Origin of the sequence: Tolypothrix sp. PCC 7601 (genome assembly GCF_025677855.1) — a bacterium.
Taxonomy (GTDB): Bacteria; Cyanobacteriota; Cyanobacteriia; order Cyanobacteriales; family Nostocaceae; genus Aulosira; species Aulosira diplosiphon.
On the sequence record NZ_CP064879.1, the window covers coordinates 2,284,298 to 2,307,266 of the forward strand.

Consider the following 22,969-nt stretch of genomic DNA (forward strand, 5'->3'; position numbering starts at 1 on the left):
AAAAGTTACATAACTTAAAAACATTACCCCAACTGCCGAAACCCGGATAAATATCGGTTTTTGGCTACTTCTGAATTATTGCTCACAAATTAGTTTTGCCACAGCCTGCACTAACAAATCTGGGTCAATGGGCTTGGATAAGTGCTTTTGAAAGCCGGCGGCTAAGGCTTGTTGTTGATTGATTTCACCAGCATAAGCTGTAAGAGCGATCGCAGGAATTTGTCCGCCGCGATCGCTTGGAAGGGAACGGACTTGTCTGATGAGGGTATAACCATCGACTTCGGGCATACCGATGTCGCTGACTATGACATCTGGCTGGAATGATTCTAGGGCGGCTAAAAATTCGTAGCTGGTAGCAACTGTGACGACTTCTGCGCCGTAATAATCTAGCAAGACGGTGAGAAAATCACGGCTGTCTGCTTCATCATCGATGGTTAAGACTTTGATACCTGCAAGATTAAGTTCATCTACTGCTAAATCTGCGGTGCGATCGCTCTCTGGTTGAATGTTCTGTAATGGTAAACTAACGGTGAAGGTGCTTCCTTGTGCTTCGCCTGGGCTGTCAACGCCTACTGTACCACCGTGGGCTTCGATGATGTGGCGCACAATTGCTAGCCCTAAGCCCAATCCGCCATATTTACGGGTAATGGAGACATCTTCTTGGCGGAAAGATTCAAATATGTAGGGGAGAAAATCGGGGTTGATGCCTTTACCTGTGTCGCTAACGGTAATCTGGGCTTGGTTATCTACCCTTTCTAAGCGAATATCTACCCTTCCGCCGTTGGGGGTAAATTTGATGGCGTTAGTCAGTAAATTCCACATAACTTGCTGCAAGCGGACAGCATCGCCGGATACCTGCCCGATGTTGCGTAATTTTGAATGAATCAGAATTGATTTGGCGACGGCGGCGGTTCTGACGGTATCGATAGCTGCTTCAATCACAAATGTTAAGTTGACGGTATCGGCGTTTAAGCTGAGTTTACCCCGCAGAATCCTGGCAATATCTAATAAGTCATCAATGAGTTGAGTTTGCAGCTTGGCGTTACGTTCAATTGTGGCTAAGGCTTCAGCTGTTTTTTTGCTATCCAGCCTCCGACTTTGCAGCAGTTTTGTCCAACCGAGGATGGGGTTGAGGGGGGAACGCAATTCATGGGAGAGAATTGCTAAGAATTCATCTTTGACGCGGTTGGCTTTTTCGGCTTCATTGCGGGCGACTTGTTCTAGTTGCAAAATGCGATCGCGTTCGATTTCCAATTCTTTTTGATCGTGAATATCTGTACAGGTACCAAACCATTTCACCACCCGTTCTTGTTCATTTTTTAGGGGTAAGCCCAAAATTAAATGCCAACGATAGCTACCATCTAAGTTTCTGCGGAAGCGGTATTCATGTTTATAAAAAGTACTATTTTTGATAGCCCTTTCCCATAAATCTTGCGACTCTTGCATATCATCTGGATGCACGGCTGCTAGCCAACCAAAACCCAAGGCTTGCTCAAATGTTAATCCCGTATATTCACATAATCGTTGGTTAACATAATCACAATCGCCATTGGCATCACAAGTCCAGACAAGGTGGGGAATGGCTTCTGCTAAGTAGCGGTAACGGATTTCACTTTGGCGGATAGTTTCTTCGGCTTGTTTGTACTCAGTTATATCCCGGGAGATACATAACAGTTGGATTACTTGCCCGGCGGGATTGCGGATGGGTGTAACTGCCACATCCCACCATTTCGGTGTACCTTTGGCGGTGGGGCAATAACCATGAAATCTGGCTAATTCCCCAGCTTTAGCTTTGGCGATCGCATTTTCTGCTGCTTGCCTCATTTCTCCTTCCCAGAAACAGCGCCATTCTGTGTGGAGCAGAGGTGTGAAGTCATCGATTTCTAACAGACAGAGACCGCCGGGATTTATGTATAAAAGTCTACCATCTAAGTCTAGGACTTTGATACAGTCTTTACTGCTGGCTAGCATCCGTTGGTTAAACTCTTCACTCTGTCGCAGTTCTTCCTCAGCTTGCTTGCGCTCAGTAATATCCGTGAGAGAGCCTATTTGACCAATAACATTACCATTGGAGTCAGTTTCCGCTAGTATCTGGACATAAAACCAAATGATGCTGCCATCTGGGCGTAAACACCTGCCTTCATTCTGATAAAATTTTCCTGGCTGTAATCTTAGCGGTGTTTCCCTAACAATGCGATCGCGGTCTTCTGGGTGTAAGGTTTCTATCCATCCCAAGCCTAATGCTGTATGTGTTGGTTTACCTGTAATTTCCGACCAGCGATTGTTGACATAAATACAGTTATGATGATTATCAAAGCGAAAAATGGCTACTGGTACTGCTTCTGCTAAAGTGGCATTGCGGCGTTCACTTTCTCGCAGTTCGGCTTCAGCGCGTTTGCGTTCTGTGATATCTTGCACATTACCTGTTTTTCGCACAGCGTTGCCAGCTGCATCATAGAATACTTGCGCTCTCCCAGCCAACCAGCGATCGCCATCAGGATGCAAGACGCGGAACTCTGTATCATAATATTGCCGTCGCTCGCGCATCATTTGACCAACATACTCGCTGATGCGGCTGCGATCGTCAGGATGTACCCACTGCAACCACTCATCACCCCTAATTTCTCTGATACTGGGGTCAAGCCTCAACAGCGTACAGTATTCTTCCGAGATTTTGGCTTTACCTGTAGTTAGATCTAAATCCCATAATCCTGATTTTGTGGCTTTTTGTGCCAATTTCAACCAAGCGGTATTTTCCTGTAAAATTGCCTCGGCGCGTTTACGTTCAGCCAGTTCAGTTTGTGCCTGCTGTAAAGCTTCCGCCTGGCGTAGAGCAATACTTACCTGAGTTACCAATTCCTGAAGCAAATCAATTTCTAACTGTTGCCATTTTCGGGGGGCTGTACAGTGATGAGTAATTAACATCCCCCAACAATAGCGATCGTGCAAAATTGGTACTACCAAATTTGCCCGGACTTGAAACTGCGCTAGCAGTTCCCTATGATATGGTTCAATAGTACCATCATCAATATCTGCTGTTGCCGTCACTAATTCCTGACGATAGCGCTCGATATATTCTTCCACCGCACTGGGTTCTTGGTTCAGCAGTCCTTGACGATAGCGTTCAATGTATTCCTCAGCCAGACAGGGATCGAAAATAGCAGAAGCCAGCACAGATTGACACTGTTCCCCAAGGGATTCTGCAACTACTTGTCCACTACCATCTGAGTACAGCTGAAAAATAATTACCCGATCCGTCTGGAGGAATTGCCGCACCTCATGGACTGTGATTTGCAGAATCTCTTGGAAGTTTAAAGATTTATAGATTTGTTGAGTAATTTGGGTAATTAATCGCTCTTTTTCAATGCGCTGTTGTAATTGGGTGCGTAGCTGCAATTTTTCTATTGCCCCATTAACTGCTAAACGCATTTCCTCAGAAGTAATCCCACCTTTAACCAAGTAATTTTGCGCCCCTGCTTGCATCGCCTGCACTGCGATCGCTTCATTCCCCAACCCTGTAATTACAATTACAGGTAAAAACGGCTGACGGGTAATTGCTTGCAGTTGATTGAGGAATTCCAAGCCATCAATATCTGGTAGTCGGTAATCCAGCAACACAACATCTGGTTGATGAACTTGCCAGAGTTGTAATCCAGTTTGCCCCAATTCTGCTACCACAACAGTATATTGGTATTCCCGATCCTGGAAAAAATATTGCCGATACAGCTCACAATCTTCTGGGTTATCATCAACTATCAAAACAGTGCGCTGTGGCTGGCTCATAACTACTTATATGGATAACAGATAGCTGGAAAGTACTACAAATTCTCCGTTTAGTTTATCAAGATTGGGGGATGGGGAAGGGGGGAAGGGGGAATGGGGAATGGGGAATGGGGAATGGGGAAGGGGGGAATGGGGAATGGGGAAGGGGGAAATGGGGAAGGGGGAATGGGGAAATAACAAACACCAATTACCAATTACCAATTACCAATTACCAATTACCAATTACCAATTACCAAATGACAAATTTAAATTATGGATGCTACAAATTTTTTTCATCAGGGGTTCAACAAGAATTGTCAAGGTGACTATCAAGGCGCGATCGCAGATTATACCCAAGCAATTCAACTTAATTCTGATTATGCAGAAGCCTATTATAACCGGGGAGTGATTCTAATTAATGAAATCAAAGATTATCACGGTGCGATCGCAGATTTTAGTCGGGCTGTGGCAATTAATCCTGATTTTGCCGAAGCTTACTGTAACCGAGCGAACGCCCATTATTTATTAGAAGATTATGAAACGGCGATCGCTGATTATTGCCAGGCTGTACAAATTAATCCGCAGTTGGCAGAAGCTTACCACAGCCGAGGTAAGGCTGACTTTGCTCTGGGAAACTACGAAACAGCATTAGCTGATTTTCAGCAAGCAATTCAAATTAATCCCCAGTTATCTACTTATATAGATGTTGATATTGCTAATGCTTATCATAACCGAGGTGTGGCGCGTTGCGATCGCGGTGATAATGAAGGAGCGATCGCTGATTTTAATCAGGCTTTGCAGCTTAATCCTAATTTCGCCGCCGCCTACACCAATCGCGGTAATGTTTACCAAATTTTAGGCGAGTATATCCAAGCCACTGCCGACCATGACCAAGCCTTACAGCTAGATCCTCATTTAGCGGAAGCTTACCATAATCGTGGTAACGCCCGCTATGCCCTCACAGATTATCCCAGGGCGCTTGCCGATTACAACCGCGCTATCGAACTAAACCCCAAATTTGCCGGAGCCTACTATAATCGGGGTTTAGTTTACGCTCATTTAGAAAAGTATCAACAAGCCATTGCCGATTTAGACCAAGCGATCGCTTTTAATCCCGATGATGTACAAGCTTACTACGAACGGGGTTTAGTCCGTAGCGCCTTGGGAGACTATGAAGGTGCGATCGCAGATTATAATCAAGCCTTACAAGAAAACCCCACCTTAGATTTAGTTTACGGCTTACGCGCCAACGTCCGCCGCCGTATGGGAGACTACCAAGAAGCCATTCAAGATAGCACCAAATTACTACAACTCAACCCCTTATTAGCAGAAGGATATTGCGATCGCGCCTCTGCCCGTCGTAGCCTTGGAGACTATCAAGGGGCGATCAAAGATTATGATTGGGCTTTGATGTTTGATGCCAACTTAGCTACAGCTTACTATGGTCGAGCCATTGTCCGCGAAGCCTTACAAGATTATCAAGGTGCAATTAACGATAACACCCAAGCCATAGAAATTGCCCCCGACTTTTCCGAAGCTTATTGTAATCGAGGCAACGCCCGCCGCCAAATCGGGGATGAACAAGGCGCAATGGCTGATTATCACCAAGCCATCAAACTCAACCGCGAATTAGTCGAAGCTTATTACAACCGCGCTTCCCTGCGTTACGCCTGGGAAGAATATGAAGGTGCAGTGGCCGATTATACCCAAGCTATCAAATTCAATCCCCACTCCGCCGCATTTTATAGCGATCGCGGTAATGCCCACTATGCCCTAGAAGATTATGAAGCAGCCATCGCAGATTATAATCAAGCGATCGCCATTGAGCCTAACTTTGCCGAAGACTGGTATAACAGAGGACGCAGCTATTCCTTAATCGGCGACTTAGAAACCGCACTCCAAGACCTCAACAAAGCCTTACAATTACAACCACATTGGACAGAAGCCTATCTTGTCCGCGCCGATATTTACCGCAACCTGGGACATTACGAACGCGCAATTACCGATTTCCAAGAATCCGCCCATCTATATTATAAGGAAGGAAACACCCAATATTATCGCGAAATTCTCAACTTAATCACCGAATTACAGCAATAACCTCGGAATTGAAGCCGTCGGGTGCGTTACGGCGAAGCCTAACGCACCGCCAACCATGACAAGCCGTAGTGGCGTGTCTAGCCTTAAATGTTGCAATAGAGATTAATTTTATCCGCGTTTATCTGCGTTTATCGGCGGTTAATTTTTTCTAAATCTAACGCACTATTTTAGTCTAGACACGCTAGTAGGGTGCGTTACGGCGAAGCCTAACGCACCGCCAACCATCACAAGGTTATAATGTCTTCTTTTCATTCCCTAATAACCTCAAATGGTGCGTTGCGCTACGCGACAACACACCCTACGATGATGGTAATGAGTAACGCAATTACCCATTACCCATTCCCCATTACCCATTACCCATTCCCCATTACCCATTACCCATTACCCATTCCCCATTCCCAAAACTACTTAAGCAGTAGGCGTATCTTCCGCAGGTTTCGCCTTGGTTCCACCTTTGAGACGAGTAGCCGTACCTTTACGAATGCGATCGCTTTTCCGCACAGCACCCGCCATCTTATATTCGTTGCTATCGTTACCATATTTCCAAGCAACTGCTAATAGCAACCTCTCAGAAATGTTACCCAAAGTCTTCTCGATTTCCTCAATTTCGCTTTTAGTAGAGTCGATGACAATTAAAGCTGTATTATAAATTTCCAGCTTATTGCGTAATTTCTCCATTTCCTCTAGCATACTTTGTAAGTCGCAATCCTCCCCAAAGTTCATATTGGGATCAATTGCCTTAAAGCCATGCGCCCTCAAGACAGCCTTTTCTAACACGCGAGATGTGCGTTTTTGTCGCGTCATAATGCACCCAATCAAAAGTAGTTTAAAAGTTAATGAAGTCGGCAATTGTACGTAACTATAATTGAGAAGAGAAAAAGGTAAGGAAACAAGAGAAAACCGTTATCTTTTTTCCTTAACCTTTTTCGTTAGAACAATATATATAGCTAGGGTTAATCATGCCTACTTAAATAGCTTGCCTCAAACAACCTTAATTCCGGTTCAGCATAATTTCTGGAATTTTGAATTTTTTTTACAAGATTTTTGGTAAATGACCGTAAATTACCGGAAGTGGGGCATTGGGTATGGGGCATGGGGCATTGGGCATTGGGCATGGTAATGATAATGTTGTGGGGAGTTATACCAATTTGAAAAAAGAACACGACAGATGGCGAAACTGCTCGGTTAAGGATTTTCAACTTTTAATTTGGTTTGGGGAAAAGGTGAAAGGGTAAGGGTTAAAGGTTGTTTCTTGCCCCTTTTTCCCTTCCCCTTTTCCCCTTAACCGACAAGTATTGCGACAGATGGTAGGGGCAACATTGGTGTCAACTTAAGGTGAAACCCGCTTGACTGAAAGGTTTCGCCCTCACCCCCAGCCCCTCTCCCACAGGGAGAAGGGAGCAAGAGATTTAGTTCCCCTTCTCCTGCGGGAGAAGGGGTTAGGGGATGAGGGCGCGAGGTATTCTTTGCGTTGGTGACCAACATCATCGCGTTGGTGACCAACATCATCACGTTGGTGACCAACATCATCGCGTTGGTGACCAACATCATCGCGTTGGTGACCAACATCGTCCCGTTGGTGACCAACATCATCGCGTTGGTGACCAACATCATCGCGTTGGTGACCAACATCGTCACGTTGGTGACCACAAAGCAAATTTTCGTAGGAGTTTAGCAATGCGAAACCCTGAACAACCTGCAATATAAAGATTGTTCAGCTAAATTACGGAAAATCCCGCAAAAGCCATGTGTTAATAAATAAATAGCTGACATCGAGAGAAAGTAGCAAATGGAACCCTTAACTACTGCTGCGATCGCAATTGGCGCGACAATTGCCACAAAAGCTTTAGAAAAAACAGGCGAAAATGTTGGACAAGCTGTCTGGGATAAGACGGGTGAGTTTATCGTCAAGCTGAGAAAACACTCTCCCCAAACTGTAGTTGCAATTGAGAAAGCACCAGACCAACCACTCGATTATGGCAAAGCTGTACTAGAAGTAGAATCGGCAACTCAGGCTAATCCTGAACTGGCGCAAGCTGCACAAGAACTAGCAACAGCCGCTAAAGCCGAAACCAATCCTAAGTTTGCCGAAATTATGGCTACGCCTAACCTGACAAAATTGGCTGATAAAATTGGTCAGGTAGTTATGCCAGGTGGAACCGGCAATATTCAAAACCAATCCTTTTAAAGCATTGAATCGTAGGGTGTGTTACGGCGAAGCCTAACGCACCGCCAATGACATTTAACTCATGCATTTTTAATTCATTGATAGTGCGTTGCGCTGCGCGGATAGACTCTGCCCAATTCCATAAAACTATAGTCAAATATTTCTAATCGTTGATGGTGCGTTGCGCTGCGCGACAACACACCCTACATTTGTATTCACAGCACCGCGATCGCAGCCACGCTAGTAGTGGCGTGTCTAGACTAAAATAGTGCATTATTCAAACTCTTGTGGGATGGGCATCTTGCCCGTCCTAGGCGGACAAGATGTCCACCCCACAAGAAAAATTATTGCAACATTTTAGCTATGTCAGTCCAGTAGGGTGTGTTACGGCGAAGCCTAACACACCGCCAATGACACTTAACTCATGCATTTTTAATTCGTTGATGGTGCGTTGCGCTGCGCGGATAGACTCTGCCCAATTCCATAAAACTATAGTCAAATATTTCTAATCGTTGATGGTGCGTTGCGCTGCGCGACAACACACCCTACATTTGTATTCACAGCACCGCGATCGCAGTTAATTTAACTATGTATGCCTGAAGAATCTGGGAAGTTTGCTGAGAAAATCGGTGTTTTTGCTGCTCCTGGCGCTCAGGTAAACATCGGTACTCAAATCATTGAAAGTCAAAAACAGCTCAACCTCATCAAATATCATATCCCCTATCGCGGTTCTGTGCATTTTGTCGGGCGAGAAACCGAACTCACCATGCTCCATCAACAATTGCAGCGCGGAGATTATGTAGCTATCGCCGGCATGGGAGGGGTAGGGAAAACAGAATTAGCCACCCAATACGCCAGACGCTATCAACAAGATTATAGTGGAATCGCCTGGTTCAACGACCGAGAAACCAACCTCGCCGCCACAGTCTTGGAATTTTTTGTGAAATTCGGCTTCGAGATTCCCCAAGAACAAGGCGGAAGACTGTTAAGCCTCAAAGAACAAGTCGCTTGGTGCTGGGCGCAATATCCCCAATCTAATTTACCCATTTTAATCATCTTTGATGATGTCACTAACCTAGCCAACCTCCGCGAAGTCGTTCCCCAAGACCACCGCTTCTGCGTTCTTGTAACTACTCGCCTGCGAATTTTAGACCCTAACTTTATTCAAGCCATTCCCTTAGATGTTCTCTCGCCCCAAAAAGAACCAGGGAAAGCTGTAGAACTGTTAAAAGGATTGTTGGGAAACAGAGACAGACGCGTAGAAAACCAACCAACTGCAGCCACAGCAATTTGTGAATGCTTAGAATATTTACCCTTAGGTATCGAGTTAGTAGGAGGTTATTTAGTCCGTGACCCGGATCTAGCTTTAGATATGATGTTGAAGTGGTTGCAAGAACGCAAATTAGCCGAAGCCGCCTTACAAAACCGCGAAACTCTCACCGCAACTCAACTAGGAGTTAAAGCCGCCTTCGCCTTAACATGGGCAGAACTTGACCCCCTAGCGCAACAATTAGGCAGATTTTTGAGTTTATTTGCTCCCCAATTAATTCTCTGGGATGTAGTAATTTGGGTAGCAATAAACAGTCAAAACATTGAGCAAACAGAAATAACAGCACCCCACCCCGAAACCCTAAACGCCAGTGAGGAGGGAAGTGAAAACGCTGCTTTGCTGGGGTGGAATGAAGAAGAATTAAACACAGCTAAAAAGCAACTCTACGAGCGCAACTTGTTGCAACAAGTAGAAGACAGCGACGGATATTATAAAATTCATGCCTTAGTGCGCTGGTTCTTGCAAGAACAGTTAGCCGGTGCTGGCGAAATGAAATCAGTTTTAGAAAAAACCTTTGCTAATGCGATGATAGCAGTTGCTCAAACTGTTCCCCAATCGCCCACTTCTGAGGATATCGAACTTATCAAAGATGTAGTTCCCCATCTCGAAGACCTGGGACAAAGGTTAATTGCGGAAGTTAAGCAAGTAACAGAAAATCAGATAAATTACCCAGCATCAGTTCCTCAAGATAAAGTACTTTGGGCCTTTGTGGGAGTGGGAAGATTTTACGCAGGACAAGGATTATATCAATTAGCAGAACCTTGGTATGAAGAATGCGTCAACGTTTGCCAAGTTTTATTTGCAGGTGACCATCCCGATGTGGCTTTTAGCTTGAACAATTTAGCAGTACTCTACCTTAGGCAAGGGAGGTACAGCAAAGCCGAAACCCTCTTCATTGATTCCTTGGCAATGTATAAGCGCTTGTTTGCAGGCGACCATCCCAATGTGGCTTTTAGCTTAAACAATTTAGCTAATCTTTACCTTAGCCAAGGGAGGTACAGCAAAGCCGAACTTCTCTTTATTGAGTGCTTGGCAATGAGAAAGCGCCTATTTGCAGGCGACCATCCCGATGTTGCCACAAGCTTGAACAATTTAGCTAGTCTCTACAAAAGCCAAGGGAGGTACAGCGAAGCCGAAACCCTCCACATTCAAGCCTTGGCGATCACAAAGCGCCTTTTCGCAAGCGACCATCCCAATGTGGCTTTTAGCTTGAACAATTTAGCTAGTCTCTACCGTAGCCAAGGAAGGTACAGCGAAGCCGAACCCCTTTTCATTGATGCTTTGGCAATGAGAAAGCGTCTATTTGCAAGCGACCATCCCAATGTGGCTACTAGCTTGAACAATTTAGCAGGACTCTACCTCATCCAACGGAAGTACAGCGAAGCCGAACCTCTCTACATTCAAGCCTTGGCGATGAGAAAGCGCCTGTTTGCAGGCGACCATCCCGATGTCGCCACAAGCTTGGACAATTTAGCTAGTCTCTACAAAAGCCAACAAAAATACAGCGAAGCCGAACCTCTCCACATTCAAGCTCTAGCGATGAGAAAACGCCTGTTTGCAGGCGACCATCCCGATATCGCCACTAGCTTGAACAATTTAGCTCTTCTCTACGATAAGCATGGGAAGTACAGCGAAGCCGAACCCCTGTATGTTCAAGCCTTGGCGATGTGTCAACGGGTGTTAGGTGTTAATCATCCCACTACGGTCACAATTCGAGAAAATCTCACAATTCTGCAACGTCAGTTAACTCTCGTTGGCATTTGGAAACGTCGATTACGTCAGGTTTTGCAAATTCTTTTAGCTATAGTAATTTTCCCGTTTTACCTGCTGTGGCGATTGGCTAAGAGAATAATTCAATTCGTAGTTCGTAATTCGTAATTCGTAATTAAAATGCTGAGATACTTAGTTACGTAGCGACTGTCTTGAATGTCAAGTGCGATCGCAATGTTAACCTAAGTTATATCAGGAAAAATATCGTAGGAGAAAACATTTGGTAGCTAGCATTGATATCGGTACGCTAATTACAAGAGACCCTAAATTGCATAGCGGTCGTCCCATAATTGCCGGAACAGGCACATCTGTAGGCCGAATAGCAGCTTTGTACAAGCAAGGTTATAGCGCCGAAGAAATTGCTGCGGATAAACCTCACTTAACACTCGTACAAATTTATGCAGCACTAACTTATTATCACGCTAACCAAGCAGAAATTGATACAGATTTAGCCGAAGAACAAGCAGCCTATGAGGAATTAGCAGCACTCCACTACAGTAAACAGCATCAACAATGAGTTTAATTCGTTTATATTTAGATGAAGATGCAGAAAGTAACAGACTGTTGCAAGCTTTGCGTGCTCGTGGTGTAGATGTGGTTACTGTCGCAGAAGCAGGAATGATATCTTGTAGTGATGAAAAGCAACTGAATTGGGCTTTAAAAAATCAACGAGTCATTTACAGTTTTAATCTGCGAGACTTTTATCGGTTGCACACAATTGTATTAGAAAGCGAACAATCTCACGCTGGTATTATCTTGGCACAGCAAGGTTACTCTGTAGGTGAGCAAATGCGCCGCCTATTGAAAATAATTGCAGCCAATTGACGTACTCCCCACAGCTATGAAAACAACGCTATCGCTCGTTTTCATGAAAAGCTGGGGGATTCTTCCCTGATACTCATGGTCGAAAAATGTTTCCACAAGCAGGGTTTCCACGTTTCCACTGCCCTTGGTAGAGCAGATTCTACGGGCTACACAGATTTCTCTGTGGGGAACGCCATCGTCCCGACTACTGGGAATTAACCCAGATACTTTTATGTTTAATACCCCGATCCTCTCTACTAACCAGGTTACCGATGTCCAAATAACCGAGCTTTCGCAGTACGTAGGTGAGCTACTTTTCTTTTATGTAGCTATGCTAATCGTACCATGTTGGGCGGCGATTAAAATCGCCTAGACGCTTATCCCCATAGATGAATCTAGGGGCTTGCGCGTCATTAATTTTCGGTCAGCAGAGGAGATGCAAAATCAAGTAGAATTTTTGAGCGCTTGGGGTGAAGAATAGATTATAGAAGCGATCGCATTTTCTCTTCAACAAAAGTGCGATCGCCAAGTATGTAGGAGACTTTCTACGTCTGGCTTCATGCAATCACCGCCTTAATTGCTGCGTATTTTGGCTTCAAAACCCCCAGCGCTGCGGAAATACGCGAACATGAACGCGAAATGGTAGCTGGACGCGATCGCGATCGCTTCTGAAACTCTTGGCTAAAGGAACTCAGGCTTGCTAATGCAGGCTTTTTATTATCTTGGGGTGAGAGCAATTCTTTGTAAGGGCACGGCACCAGTAAGATAATTACATATACCAAAAGATTGTAGATGCCGTGCCCCTACTGTCCATCTGTCGCATTCTTTTTTCAAAAGCTTCAATCAGCGAATGCTTAAAAGAATTAATCAACCAACGCCAAAAACGCAAAATGCAAGAAAAGATAGAAGAAGATTTAATTGCCGGACTTGAAAGCGGAGAAGTAATAGAAGTTAATGATCAATGGTGGGAGCAAAAAAGCACACATCTGCTCAACCAGCTACATCAAGATTAATAATGGCGAAGCAGACAGCCTCGTAGTCCCTAAAAAGTGTTACTTTCATCACAAAGATAGATGCGATCGCCACAATGGAATACAGTTTTTACATTAAATCAATGATTATCTTGCAATTTATCCCTAGCAAAATGGCTGCATTAGCTGTAATCATAGACTAAGTTCATAGTATTGTTGTTTATCTGAGGCGGATACCGATGGCAAGGCCCATCCGCCTATTTATCTCAAGAAAGTGCTGAGTTGCGAGTGCTAAGTACTGAGTAAAATAAATCCAGTAACCACTACAAATATTTAAAACCCTCACCCAATCCCCATTACCCATTACCCATTCCCCATTACCCCTTATCCCCAGAGGGGGCCCCGAGTTCCCCATTCCCCATTCCCCATTCCCCAATTCTAAAGTTTTGCTGTAATTCCACCATAGCTGACACACAGCTTCAGACCCAGGACTGACAACCATTGCAAGAGCGATCGCACGTCCCCAAGTCAAGCTATTATGTAGTCGGAAACTATGCAGCATCAAACTTAAGGTTTTGCATGAAAGTAGCAGTCTTCAGTACTAAAGCCTACGACCGGCAGTTTTTGGAAGCTGCAAATTCTTCTAAACAGCACGAATTGGTATTCTTTGAACCACGTTTAGATAGAGACACCGCCATTTTAGCAGCTGGCTTTCCAGCCGTTTGTCCCTTTGTCCATGACCAGGTTGACGCTTCCACTTTAAAAATTCTCGCCGCAAACGGAACTCGCCTGGTTTCTCTCCGTTGTGCCGGATTTAACAACGTAGATCTCAATGCAGCAGCAGAATTAGGAATTCGAGTATCACGTGTTCCAGCTTACTCGCCCTATGGTGTCGCAGAACACGCCGTAGGCTTGATTTTAAGCCTCAATCGCAAAATTCATCACGCCTATAACCGAGTTCGAGATGGTAATTTCTCCCTCAATCGCTTGCTAGGATTCAATCTGCATGGACGCACAGTCGGGATTGTTGGAACAGGCAAAATCGGTTTAATTTTAGGGCAAATTATGAGAGGTTTTGGCTGTAACATCCTTGCCTATGATGTCTATCAAAACCCTGGAATAGAAGCAATGGGTGGTAAATATGTAGAATTACCAGAACTATTCGCTAAATCTGACATCATCTCCCTACATTGTCCCCTAACTCCAGAAACTCATCACCTAATCAATGAAAATGCGATCGCGCAAATGAAACCAGGTGTGATGTTAATTAACACCAGCCGAGGTTCCCTTATCGATACCCAAGCCGTGATTGAAGGCTTAAAATCCGGTCAAATTGGTTATCTTGGTGTTGATGTATACGAGCAAGAATCAGAATTATTCTTTGAAGATTTGTCAGGGGAAATCATTCAAGACGACACCTTTCAACGCCTGACAACATTCCCCAACGTCTTAATCACCGGACATCAAGCCTTCTTTACAGAAGAAGCCCTACATAATATCGCGGAGACAACTCTATCAAATATTACTGACTTTGAACAGGGAAGAGACTGCCCCTACGAAATCTGTCCCCAACCCCAACCCGGACATAATAAGGTCTTGGTAAGCTAAACATTTATACCAATTCGTAATTCGTAATTATGAATTGGTATTATTTCTCTCTAATCCACAGCGCCAATCCACCGCCACGACCACGAGCCGCGATAAAATCTTCTGTAGCTAGGAAGAAGGCGAAAAAGGCTTGCTTTGCGATTGGTTGGGTGTAAAAATCTTGATTCTCAACTTTACCAGAGCGAATTTGTCCGTTGTACACAACATAATTAAATAGGCTAATTTGCATTTGCGTAAAGTCAAACGCTAAGAGATTTTTCTTACCTAAATATTTGGCTGGCCCTGACAACTTCAATAATACTGGGCCGACTTGCACCTGATTTTCTATTTCGCCTTTACCTAAATCTGCTTCGGAAGTTTGGCTAAAAGAAATATATGCTGCAGCAAATTTGGGCATATATACACCCTTACCTAAAACAATTCCCCCGCGCTGTCTCACCTTGCGAGTACCCGTAGCAAAGCAAAGCCGCCATTTACCCACAAGCGACTCAAAGTTATAGATTAATCTTTCCTGCTTGGCTGCTTTTTCTGCTGCTAGCAACGCATCCACAACCAAAGCAGCAGTCGGAAGTTTACCACCTTCACCGCAATAAGCAGCCGCAGCTTGCAATAATATCGCCAAATCAGGTTTAGCCGTAGGTGTTACTTCAGCAGTCATAAATACACTCTTGAAATTCTCTGATCGTATGGTAGATCAACATGTAAGAAGGGGAAGGGGGAAAGGGGAAGAGGGGAAGGGGAAAACGTTTATCCTTTAACTTTTGAGAAAGCGGAGGCGGAAAGGGAAAAACCTTTAACCTTTAACCTTTCCCCTTTTCCCCCTCTTCAAACCACTGGCGCTGAGACTATACCCTGCGCTTCGAGGAAAGATGCGACTTTTAAAATTAAGGCTTCATTATAGGGTGCGGCTATTAATTGCACGCCTAAAGGTAAAGCGTTGGGGCGTTGAATTGGTACTGAGATGACAGGTAAGCCAATAAAAGATAATGGTTGCGTAAATAATCCCAGATGGGGACGAATGATAATTTCTTGTCCATCTAAAACCATCGTGGTTTGCCCAATTAATGGCGCTACCATTGGTGTAGTTGGTGCCAGAATTATATCGACATTTTGAAAGATTTCTCGCACGCGATCGCGATACCATCTTCTAAATCTCTGGGCTTGCAAATACCATTGACTCGGGATTAAAGCCCCAGCTAAAAAGCGATCGCGTGTGGCAAAATCAAAATCTTGGGGACGCGATCGCAATCTCTCTATATGCAGATTTGCGCCTTCGCTGGCGGTAATCACAAACGCTGCAGCCCTGGCGCGATGGGATTCTGGTAGCGTTACATACTCAGTTACATTCAAAGCCCGGGCGACTTGTTCCACTGCTAACAAGGCTTCCGGTTCTGCACCCTGAGTATAGTAATCCCCAGCAATGGCAAATCTAATACCAGATATATCTTCGTGAATTTGAGGTAAACATAATTCCGGTGGGCGTTTTGTACATACCGGATCGCGATCGTCTTCTCCTTGGAGAATATCAAAAGCCGTCGCAATATCCCGCACCGAACGAGCAAAGGGGCCAACATGGTCAAAACTGGTGGAAAATAAAGCTACCCCAGCCCGCGATAACCTACCGTAAGTCGGTTTTAAACCAAAAATTCCACAAAAGGCAGCCGGAACGCGAATCGAACCGTTAGTATCAGAACCCAGCGTTAACGGAACCAACCCCGCAGCTACAGCCGCCGCCGAACCACCTGAAGAACCGCCAGTGACACGCTGTAAATCATGGGGATTATGAGTAGCACCATAATGGGCATTTTCTGTCATAAACCCATAGGCGTACTCATCCATATTTAACGCACCCACCAACACCGCACCAGCTTGTTTCAACCTGGCTACTAAGGTTGCATCTTGGCTAGCTGGGGGATTTTCGGCATTAATTTTTGCACCTGCGAGAGTTGTTAACCCAGCGACATCAAAGAGGTTTTTCACGGCAAAAGGTACACCCGCCAAAGCACCAGGATTGTTACCTTGGGCAATTTCCTTATCGATGCGTGCTGCATCAGCCAAAGCAGTTTCCGCAATTACCGCCGTAAAAGCATTGATTTCGCGATCGCGCGCCGCAATTGTGGCTAAAGCATCTTTAGTAACTTCCACAGCGCTAACCTTACCCGCACGTATAGCCGCCGCTATTGATACAGCATCATTCATGGTTCAAACACAGGTGCAACTTCAACTTCTTCAGCTATAGGAAAATCATTCACGAGTTGAGCGATCGCTTTGATTCTCTCAAAATTTGCCACCACTCCATCACGGTACTCATCCCGCAGTTGTAAATTTACCAACAACGCCATCTGCTCAACATACTCACCCACATCGAATTCTCGACTTTCCATATTTCCTCTTCGCAATTGTTTCAGCTACATTTACAGCTATTTGCCCCTGATGCCAAATTAATCACCTGAAACAAAATTTACCAAATTATGACTCCCAAGCTCTCAATTTGAGGCTAGCTTCTGGTTAACAAGGGAGCAGAGGGGGAAGACCGGAACGGATCTCAATACTTGTCGGTTAAGGGCAAAAGGGGAAGGGAAAAAGGGGCAAGAAAAAACCTTTAACCCTTACCCTTTCTCCTGCGGAGACCCTACGCGAACACCTTTTCCCCAAACCAAATTCCGACTTGAAAATCCTTAACCGAGCAGTATTGGAACGGAGCTTGGACTTCGCCCCGTATAAGCCAATACAGTTCAGTTAAGAAAATAAATTGACAACAAAAACAATAATTTTGGAGGGGGTTTGGGGGACGCAACCGTCCCCCAATCGGGGGTTTGGGGGAGAATCCCCCAATTGTGCTAGCTGTCTCCACAACTAACAAATCAATCACTAATGAACTTATCTGGACTGTATTGCTGTGTAAGCGCTCCTTATAAACGGAGCTTGTACGAGATCCCTATTCTCCTTGCCCCTTCTGGTAACACTACGCGAACAAACTTATTGAAATTTTAAATTTTCAATCGTCAGTCCAACATTCAAAATCTCAAATCTAAAATTCGGTAATAATTAACGCTGTTAGTTTTAGTACAAAGCTGGGGGCATTTATGGGGCAGGATTTTCAAGAACTAGCTGAACTTTATAAAAACACGCTGCTGCACGATGTACTCCCATTTTGGGAAACATACTCAATAGATTGGGAACAAGGCGGTTATTTTACTTGCCTGGATCGCCAAGGTAAAGTGTATGACACAGATAAATTTATCTGGTTGCAAAATCGTCAGGTGTGGACTTTCTCGATGCTGTATAACCAGCTAGAGAAACGCGACGATTGGCTAAAAATTGCTACTAATGGTGCGAATTTCCTTTCTCAACATGGTAGAGATAGCGATGGTAACTGGTATTTCGCCTTAACTCGTGAAGGTGAGCCTTTAGTCCAACCTTACAATATTTTTTCTGATTGCTTTGCAGCAATGGCTTTTAGCCAATACGCCCTCGCCTGTGGTGAAGATTGGGCAAGGGATATCGCTATGCAAGCTTACAATAATGTTTTGCGCCGCAAGGATAACCCCAAGGGCAAATATACCAAGGCTTACCCAGGTACACGCCCGATGAAATCCTTGGCTGTACCGATGATTTTAGCTAACCTCACCCTGGAAATGGCATGGTTACTACCCAGCGAAACCTTAGAGAAAGTCCTAGATTTAACAGTTCAGGAAGTGATGAACGATTTCCTCGACAAAGAACGAGGGCTAATGTATGAAAGCGTTGCGCCGGACGGTTCTCACGTAGATTGTTTTGAGGGGAGATTAATTAACCCCGGACATGGTATCGAAGCGATGTGGTTCATTATGGATATTGCCAACCGCCGCAATGATACCAAAACCATTAACCAAGCGGTGGATGTGGTGCTAAATATCCTGAATTTCGCTTGGGATGATGAATATGGCGGTTTGTATTACTTCATGGATGCAAAGGGACATCCTCCCCAACAACTGGAATGGGATCAAAAGCTGTGGTGGGTGCATTTAGAATCTTTGGTGGCGTTAGCAATGGGCGATCGCTTAACGGGGCGTGCTGAATGCCGAGAATGGTATAATAAGATGCATAATTATACTTGGTCGCACTTTGCCGATCCTGAATATGGTGAGTGGTTTGGGTATTTAAATCGGCGTGGGGAAGTATTGTTAAATCTTAAAGGCGGTAAATGGAAAGGCTGTTTTCATGTACCCCGTGCCTTGTATCTTTGTTGGCAACAATTTGAGGCGTTGAGTTCACAAACTGTTGGATAATTAACCACCGATAAACGCAGATAAAATTAACCTGATGTGATACTGGATTTTTCTAATCGCCCTCACCCCCAGCCCCTCTCCCGCAGGGAGAAGGGAGCCAGAGATTTAGTTCCCCTTCTCCTGCGGGAGAAGGGGTTAGGGGATGAGGGCGAGGGTTTTTTTACAACACGCGCCGTATATAGCTTTTAGCTTAAGTTGACACGTATGAGCAGTGCCTTGCCCTCAAGACAATGTTCACCTCGCAATTTTATTATTACTATATTATTCTGCTTGAGATTCGCTAAATGTTCTGGCTGTTTTTTCTAAACAAAAATCTGTCGCCATTAAATCAATACCATCAATAATGTTACTTGCTTGAATAATTCCCAAAGCCGTAAAACATTTGTCGCGATAATTGGGATGATTTTGGAAAAATAATATTGCTTCTTTTAAAGGTTCAATCACAGGATAAGCTGCTTCTGCTTTATCAATAGCTTGCTGAGGAATGGGAGACTTGAGCCTTTGCATAGCCAAATCAATTAAATCTCTGGATTCTACAGAAGAATCGTTCCATCTATCAGAATTGGCTAAAAGTTTTTCCGCAAAACTATCAATTTGATTTAGGCATGGTACAGGCGACCAACTGGGATATGCTGGTTCTCCCAATTCGATACGCCCTTCCATAATAATTTCAAATTTAATTAAAACTTCATCTGCTAGAATTGCAAATCTCACACCATATTGGTCAGCCTTGATTTCTCTGGGTAATTTGAAGTTATTTTGGGTATTAAAAAGGGCATTATATTGATGTTCAGATATTGCCTTTCGCAATAACCTATAGCCTGTACCTGTAGAACAGAGAAAATCTATATCTTTGCTTAATCTATATTCGCCATTGTTTAAACTAATTAGAGTACTATCGCCAAAATATGCGCCACATTCTAATAAGAAATTAGCATTTAGTTGATTCAGTACATTAAAAATTTTTTGATGAAATTCCCTAACAAACATCTGCGCCCCTAGCCATGAATCATAATATTTAGCTAAATCTTGCACAAATAATGCTTCTGTTTGGCTCAAATCTCCTAAAATACCTCGATAATGCCAGCCTCGCTCATATATTTTGAGCATTTCTAAAAGAGTAATATTTTGCAAATCTACTCTTTGCCAACATAATTTTTCTAAGAAGGGCAATTTATCTGGTATTTCAATTTGAGGTGTAATTGTCATAGACCATTACAGATAGCATGAGAAATTTTAGGTGGGCTAACCTTGGCTTGAGTAATACAGAATCAAATAATGTTGGCGACACATTAATATATTCTAGAGTGCAAGGCACTGCCCATTGGTGTCAGCTTCAGCTAAAAGCGATATAGGGTGGGCGTTGTACAAATACCTCGCGCCCTCATCCCCTAACCCCTTCTCCCGCAGGAGAAGGGGAACTAAATCTCTGGCTCCCTTCTCCCCGTGGGAGAGGGGCTGGGGGTGAGGGCGAAACCTTGCACAAGAACGGGTTTCACGTTAAGTTGACACAGGTGGGCACTGCCTTGCCCCTACAGTCTGTTGCATTCTTTTTTCAAATTGGCATAACTTCTACTTTGATGTTTTCTTGTTTTGCAAAAGCTGTAGCAGCTTCTGTTAAAGCTGTAGCAACTTCTGCTTTAACGTTTCCGTATTTCGCGCAAGTTGTAGCAGCTTCAGCTTTAACATTTCCGTATTTCGCGCAAGTTGCAGCAGCTTCAGCTTTAACGTTTCCGTGTTCCGCGCAAGCTGTAGCAGCTTCAGCTTTAACGTTTCCGTATTTCGCGCAAGTTGTAGCAGCTTCAGCTTTAACGTTTCCGTGTTCCGCGCAAGCTGTAGCAGCTTCAGCTTGAACGTTTCCGTGTTCCGCGCAAGCTGTAGCAGCTTCAGCTTGAACGTTTCCGTGTTCCGCGCAAGTTGTAGCAGCTTCTGTGTTAACGTTTCCGTATTGCGCGTAAATTGCAGCAGCTTCTATGTTGATATTTTGAGCTTAGGAACTTCTAGAAAAAAGATTATCCAATTCATTCAGATGATATTTCATTGAAAGCGACGGGAAAATTTAATCCGTTAGTGGACGAGGTTATTCTATTCATTAATTGGCATTGGCAACACTTTCCCATGCCCCATTCCCAATGCCCTATGCCCAAAAACTCCACCCAAAAGGGGGTGGAGTTTTTCATTGGATAAGGATGATTGCTTCTTGTACTTTGGTGGAAAGTGCAGTTTCTAATCCTTGCTCAACTTTGGCGATTAACTTATCAAAAGCTTCTTGATTAGCTGTCAGTTGTTCTTGAAAAACTTGCTCTAACTCTGGCTGGATTCTCTCGCACATTTCGTCAATTTTTCTGTCATTCAAAAAACTCGAACGCAACCAGCCAGGAACATCTACATTGGCTTTGATTGCATCTTGTACACCTTTACGATTGAACTCCATTCCGGCTGCGATCGCGGAAGCACCATATACTAATGCAATGGGCCAGGTAAAATGTCCGGTGAGTACTAAGGTGATGATGCTAGCAAGAGTACCGCCACCAATGATGACGTTAACAATCAACCCTACAGTTTCGGCAAGAATGGCATCGCCAATTCTTAATTCTGGGTTAACAAAAGCTGGGTCTATACTATCTTCAAATCTCAAACTACTTCTAGGGATTTGAAATTTTCGGCAGATGGGATCGGTTTCTGCTGCTAAGTCTGGTTGAATTTTTTTGTTAAACCAACTAATGCATTGATTATTAATTATTTGTTGGGCGATATTACCTTGTAACCAATCTTCTGCGCGATTTTTCATTGAGGTTTCTAAATCGGCTAAGGTCTTGATTTTATTTTTCTGCCAATCTTTGATTCCTGGGCGCACGGCATTTTCAATTAAACCATTGGCTAGAGGCTGGGTTAACAATTCAATTAATTCGGGAATATGCCGTGAAATTAATTCTTCTAGCTTGTTCGATTCTACCAGTTTGTTAACTTCTTGTTTAAAGGCTGTAGCCCGCAAATCCCATCTCCCAACACGTGCTAAACCTAATGCTATGCAACGTTCTGGTTCTGGATCGGGACGCAGAAGTGTTTCCGGTTCGGGAAATATTTCTTGACAAATTTGGTGGGTAAATTTCATCCGCGATGCACCACCAGTCATCAGCAAAATTTTTGGTACTATTCCTTGTTTATCTAGCTGTTCTTTTGCTTCTTGGACTGCTTCACAAAATGCTTGCATCCAACTCTTTCCCGCCAACGCAGCTAAAGGTTGATGCAAGATTTCCTCCATAATTAATTTATTAACTTGGGGGATAAAATAAATTTGTTCATTGATAGACTCAAAACCACGGGCAAATGATTGAGCATCGCTATATAGCTGTTCATTAGAAAAGTAATCTTCTTTAGTTTTGCGACAAGCTAGTTCACAACGTGCTTGGTGGTGAGGATATTCGGCAAAGACTTTTTCTAGTAAGTTTCTTTGCTCATGTTTAGCAAGAGTGCGTTCAAAGATAGCTTTGTCAATTAATGATGCACCTAAAATATTACTGCCAAAATCTATAGGAATTTCCTGTAAACTTTTCACCAGGGTAAAATCTGTAGTTGAAGAACCAATATCAACAATTAATACTGAAGAAAGTAGCTTTTCATACTCTAATTTCCCCGCTTCTTTGGCTTGCATAAAAGCAGCCCGCGACTCAGGAACAACATTTAATAAATCAATCCCGGCTGATTGCAGTAGCTTTTGATATTCGCTGCGATCGCTCACTGACCACCCAGAAGGACAACCCACATAAAAGTATGTAGTTTCCCCGCCTTCAATTTGTTTACTTTCTTTTAATAAGCGGTAGTAATTTGCCACAAATGTGCTAATAGTTTCGCGATATTTAGCATCATTTTTAGGTTTTTCTTTAAAGGAAATTTCTAGTCGAGTAACGCCAGCTTGAATTAAAGCTTGTTCTCCCACAAGATAACCCAATTTAGGATGCCAACCAAGGGCTGTAATTTGATTTTTCTTATTATTCACCTCCAGCATTTGTGGAGGTTCAATACTCTCGACTATAGCTTTGGCTACAGCTGTTTCACCATGTCCCAAATCAAAACCGACTGTTTCTAAAATTTCCATACTCTTAATAAGAATGTCATTTGTCATTAGTCCTCTCTTACAAAGTTCTGATCGGAGGTTTCCTCCGCTCAGACTTTGCGCTTTGTCCTT

General features: G+C 43.9%; 21 protein-coding genes. 10 read left to right on the top strand and 11 right to left on the bottom strand.

Annotated features, from left to right (window positions below; translation table 11 throughout):
* Nucleotides 1-75: 75 nt before the first annotated feature.
* Nucleotides 76-3,783, bottom strand: a complete 3,708-nt coding sequence (locus tag HG267_RS09545) for a PAS domain S-box protein (RefSeq protein ID WP_045869859.1) — start codon at nt 3,781-3,783, stop codon at nt 76-78.
* Between the two features lie 252 nt (nt 3,784-4,035).
* Here HG267_RS09545 and HG267_RS09550 point away from each other — a divergent pair, with 252 nt between their 5' ends.
* Complete coding sequence (locus HG267_RS09550) at nt 4,036-5,859, top strand: tetratricopeptide repeat protein (RefSeq protein WP_045869860.1); 1,824 nt, start codon at nt 4,036-4,038, stop codon at nt 5,857-5,859.
* A gap of 408 nt (nt 5,860-6,267) precedes the next feature.
* Here the strand turns inward: HG267_RS09550 and HG267_RS09555 are convergent, their stop codons facing one another.
* Nucleotides 6,268-6,663 carry a hypothetical protein gene (locus HG267_RS09555; protein ID WP_045869861.1) on the bottom strand — a complete coding sequence of 132 codons (396 nt, stop codon included), beginning with the start codon at nt 6,661-6,663 and terminating at the stop codon, nt 6,268-6,270.
* Nucleotides 6,664-6,812: 149 nt separating this feature from the next.
* The gene (locus HG267_RS09560) at nt 6,813-7,058 is read right to left on the bottom strand and encodes a hypothetical protein (RefSeq protein WP_155539162.1); all 246 of its coding nucleotides are present in this window, start codon (nt 7,056-7,058) and stop codon (nt 6,813-6,815) included.
* A 247-nt stretch (nt 7,059-7,305) separates the two neighbouring features.
* On the opposite strand from HG267_RS09560, the gene HG267_RS09565 reads away from it, so the two are divergent.
* Complete coding sequence (locus HG267_RS09565; protein ID WP_155539164.1) at nt 7,306-7,566, top strand: hypothetical protein; 261 nt, start codon at nt 7,306-7,308, stop codon at nt 7,564-7,566.
* 82 nt (nt 7,567-7,648) lie between these two features.
* Nucleotides 7,649-8,047 (top strand): hypothetical protein, encoded by a 399-nt coding sequence (locus tag HG267_RS09570; RefSeq protein ID WP_045869863.1) that lies wholly within the window; start codon nt 7,649-7,651, stop codon nt 8,045-8,047.
* Between the two features lie 340 nt (nt 8,048-8,387).
* Here HG267_RS09570 and HG267_RS09575 read toward each other — a convergent pair whose 3' ends face one another.
* Nucleotides 8,388-8,525 (bottom strand): hypothetical protein, encoded by a 138-nt coding sequence (locus HG267_RS09575; RefSeq protein ID WP_155539165.1) that lies wholly within the window; start codon nt 8,523-8,525, stop codon nt 8,388-8,390.
* A gap of 93 nt (nt 8,526-8,618) precedes the next feature.
* Between HG267_RS09575 and HG267_RS09580 the strand changes: the two genes are divergently transcribed.
* From HG267_RS09580 to HG267_RS09590, 3 genes are all read left to right on the top strand, one after another.
* Nucleotides 8,619-11,234 carry a tetratricopeptide repeat protein gene (locus HG267_RS09580; protein ID WP_045869864.1) on the top strand — a complete coding sequence of 872 codons (2,616 nt, stop codon included), beginning with the start codon at nt 8,619-8,621 and terminating at the stop codon, nt 11,232-11,234.
* Between the two features lie 112 nt (nt 11,235-11,346).
* Nucleotides 11,347-11,643, top strand: a complete 297-nt coding sequence (locus HG267_RS09585; protein WP_045869865.1) for a DUF433 domain-containing protein — start codon at nt 11,347-11,349, stop codon at nt 11,641-11,643.
* A complete protein-coding gene (locus HG267_RS09590; protein ID WP_045869866.1) occupies nt 11,640-11,951 on the top strand; it encodes a DUF5615 family PIN-like protein in 312 nt (103 codons plus the stop codon). Before HG267_RS09585 ends, HG267_RS09590 begins: the two co-directional genes overlap by 4 nt.
* Nucleotides 11,952-12,487: 536 nt before the next feature.
* Here HG267_RS09590 and HG267_RS09595 read toward each other — a convergent pair.
* Nucleotides 12,488-12,688, bottom strand: coding sequence for a hypothetical protein (locus tag HG267_RS09595; protein ID WP_155539167.1), 201 nt, complete (start codon nt 12,686-12,688; stop codon nt 12,488-12,490).
* A gap of 132 nt (nt 12,689-12,820) precedes the next feature.
* Here HG267_RS09595 and HG267_RS09600 point away from each other — a divergent pair, with 132 nt between their 5' ends.
* Nucleotides 12,821-12,943 (top strand): hypothetical protein, encoded by a 123-nt coding sequence (locus HG267_RS09600; RefSeq protein WP_263420042.1) that lies wholly within the window; start codon nt 12,821-12,823, stop codon nt 12,941-12,943.
* Between the two features lie 178 nt (nt 12,944-13,121).
* On the opposite strand, the gene HG267_RS09605 is transcribed toward HG267_RS09600, so the two are convergent.
* Nucleotides 13,122-13,463: a hypothetical protein gene (locus tag HG267_RS09605; protein WP_045869868.1), complete on the bottom strand. Its 342-nt coding sequence runs from the start codon at nt 13,461-13,463 to the stop codon at nt 13,122-13,124.
* 17 nt (nt 13,464-13,480) lie between these two features.
* On the opposite strand from HG267_RS09605, the gene HG267_RS09610 reads away from it, so the two are divergent.
* Nucleotides 13,481-14,509 carry a 2-hydroxyacid dehydrogenase gene (locus HG267_RS09610; protein ID WP_045869869.1) on the top strand — a complete coding sequence of 343 codons (1,029 nt, stop codon included), beginning with the start codon at nt 13,481-13,483 and terminating at the stop codon, nt 14,507-14,509.
* A gap of 40 nt (nt 14,510-14,549) precedes the next feature.
* Here HG267_RS09610 and HG267_RS09615 read toward each other — a convergent pair whose 3' ends face one another.
* The 3 genes from HG267_RS09615 to HG267_RS09625 all read right to left on the bottom strand — a co-directional run bounded on the left by HG267_RS09615 (nt 14,550) and on the right by HG267_RS09625 (nt 16,893).
* Nucleotides 14,550-15,167, bottom strand: a complete 618-nt coding sequence (locus HG267_RS09615; protein WP_045869870.1) for a hypothetical protein — start codon at nt 15,165-15,167, stop codon at nt 14,550-14,552.
* Nucleotides 15,168-15,334: 167 nt separating this feature from the next.
* Nucleotides 15,335-16,708 (bottom strand): Asp-tRNA(Asn)/Glu-tRNA(Gln) amidotransferase GatCAB subunit A, encoded by a 1,374-nt coding sequence (locus HG267_RS09620; protein WP_045869871.1) that lies wholly within the window; start codon nt 16,706-16,708, stop codon nt 15,335-15,337.
* Nucleotides 16,705-16,893, bottom strand: coding sequence for a DUF4089 domain-containing protein (locus tag HG267_RS09625; RefSeq protein WP_045869872.1), 189 nt, complete (start codon nt 16,891-16,893; stop codon nt 16,705-16,707). The genes HG267_RS09620 and HG267_RS09625 overlap by 4 nt, the downstream gene beginning before the upstream one ends.
* A 702-nt stretch (nt 16,894-17,595) precedes the next feature.
* On the opposite strand from HG267_RS09625, the gene HG267_RS09630 reads away from it, so the two are divergent.
* On the top strand, nt 17,596-18,780 hold the full coding sequence (locus HG267_RS09630; protein ID WP_045869873.1) for an AGE family epimerase/isomerase: 1,185 nt from the start codon (nt 17,596-17,598) through the stop codon (nt 18,778-18,780).
* A gap of 261 nt (nt 18,781-19,041) precedes the next feature.
* Here the strand turns inward: HG267_RS09630 and HG267_RS09635 are convergent, their stop codons facing one another.
* Complete coding sequence (locus tag HG267_RS09635) at nt 19,042-19,989, bottom strand: nucleotidyl transferase AbiEii/AbiGii toxin family protein (RefSeq protein ID WP_045869874.1); 948 nt, start codon at nt 19,987-19,989, stop codon at nt 19,042-19,044.
* A 317-nt stretch (nt 19,990-20,306) separates the two neighbouring features.
* Here HG267_RS09635 and HG267_RS09640 point away from each other — a divergent pair, with 317 nt between their 5' ends.
* Nucleotides 20,307-20,633, top strand: coding sequence for a hypothetical protein (locus tag HG267_RS09640; RefSeq protein WP_228045422.1), 327 nt, complete (start codon nt 20,307-20,309; stop codon nt 20,631-20,633).
* Nucleotides 20,634-20,956: 323 nt separating this feature from the next.
* Here the strand turns inward: HG267_RS09640 and HG267_RS09645 are convergent, their stop codons facing one another.
* Nucleotides 20,957-22,879, bottom strand: a complete 1,923-nt coding sequence (locus HG267_RS09645; protein ID WP_045870117.1) for an Hsp70 family protein — start codon at nt 22,877-22,879, stop codon at nt 20,957-20,959.
* Between the last annotated feature and the right edge of the window lie 90 nt (nt 22,880-22,969).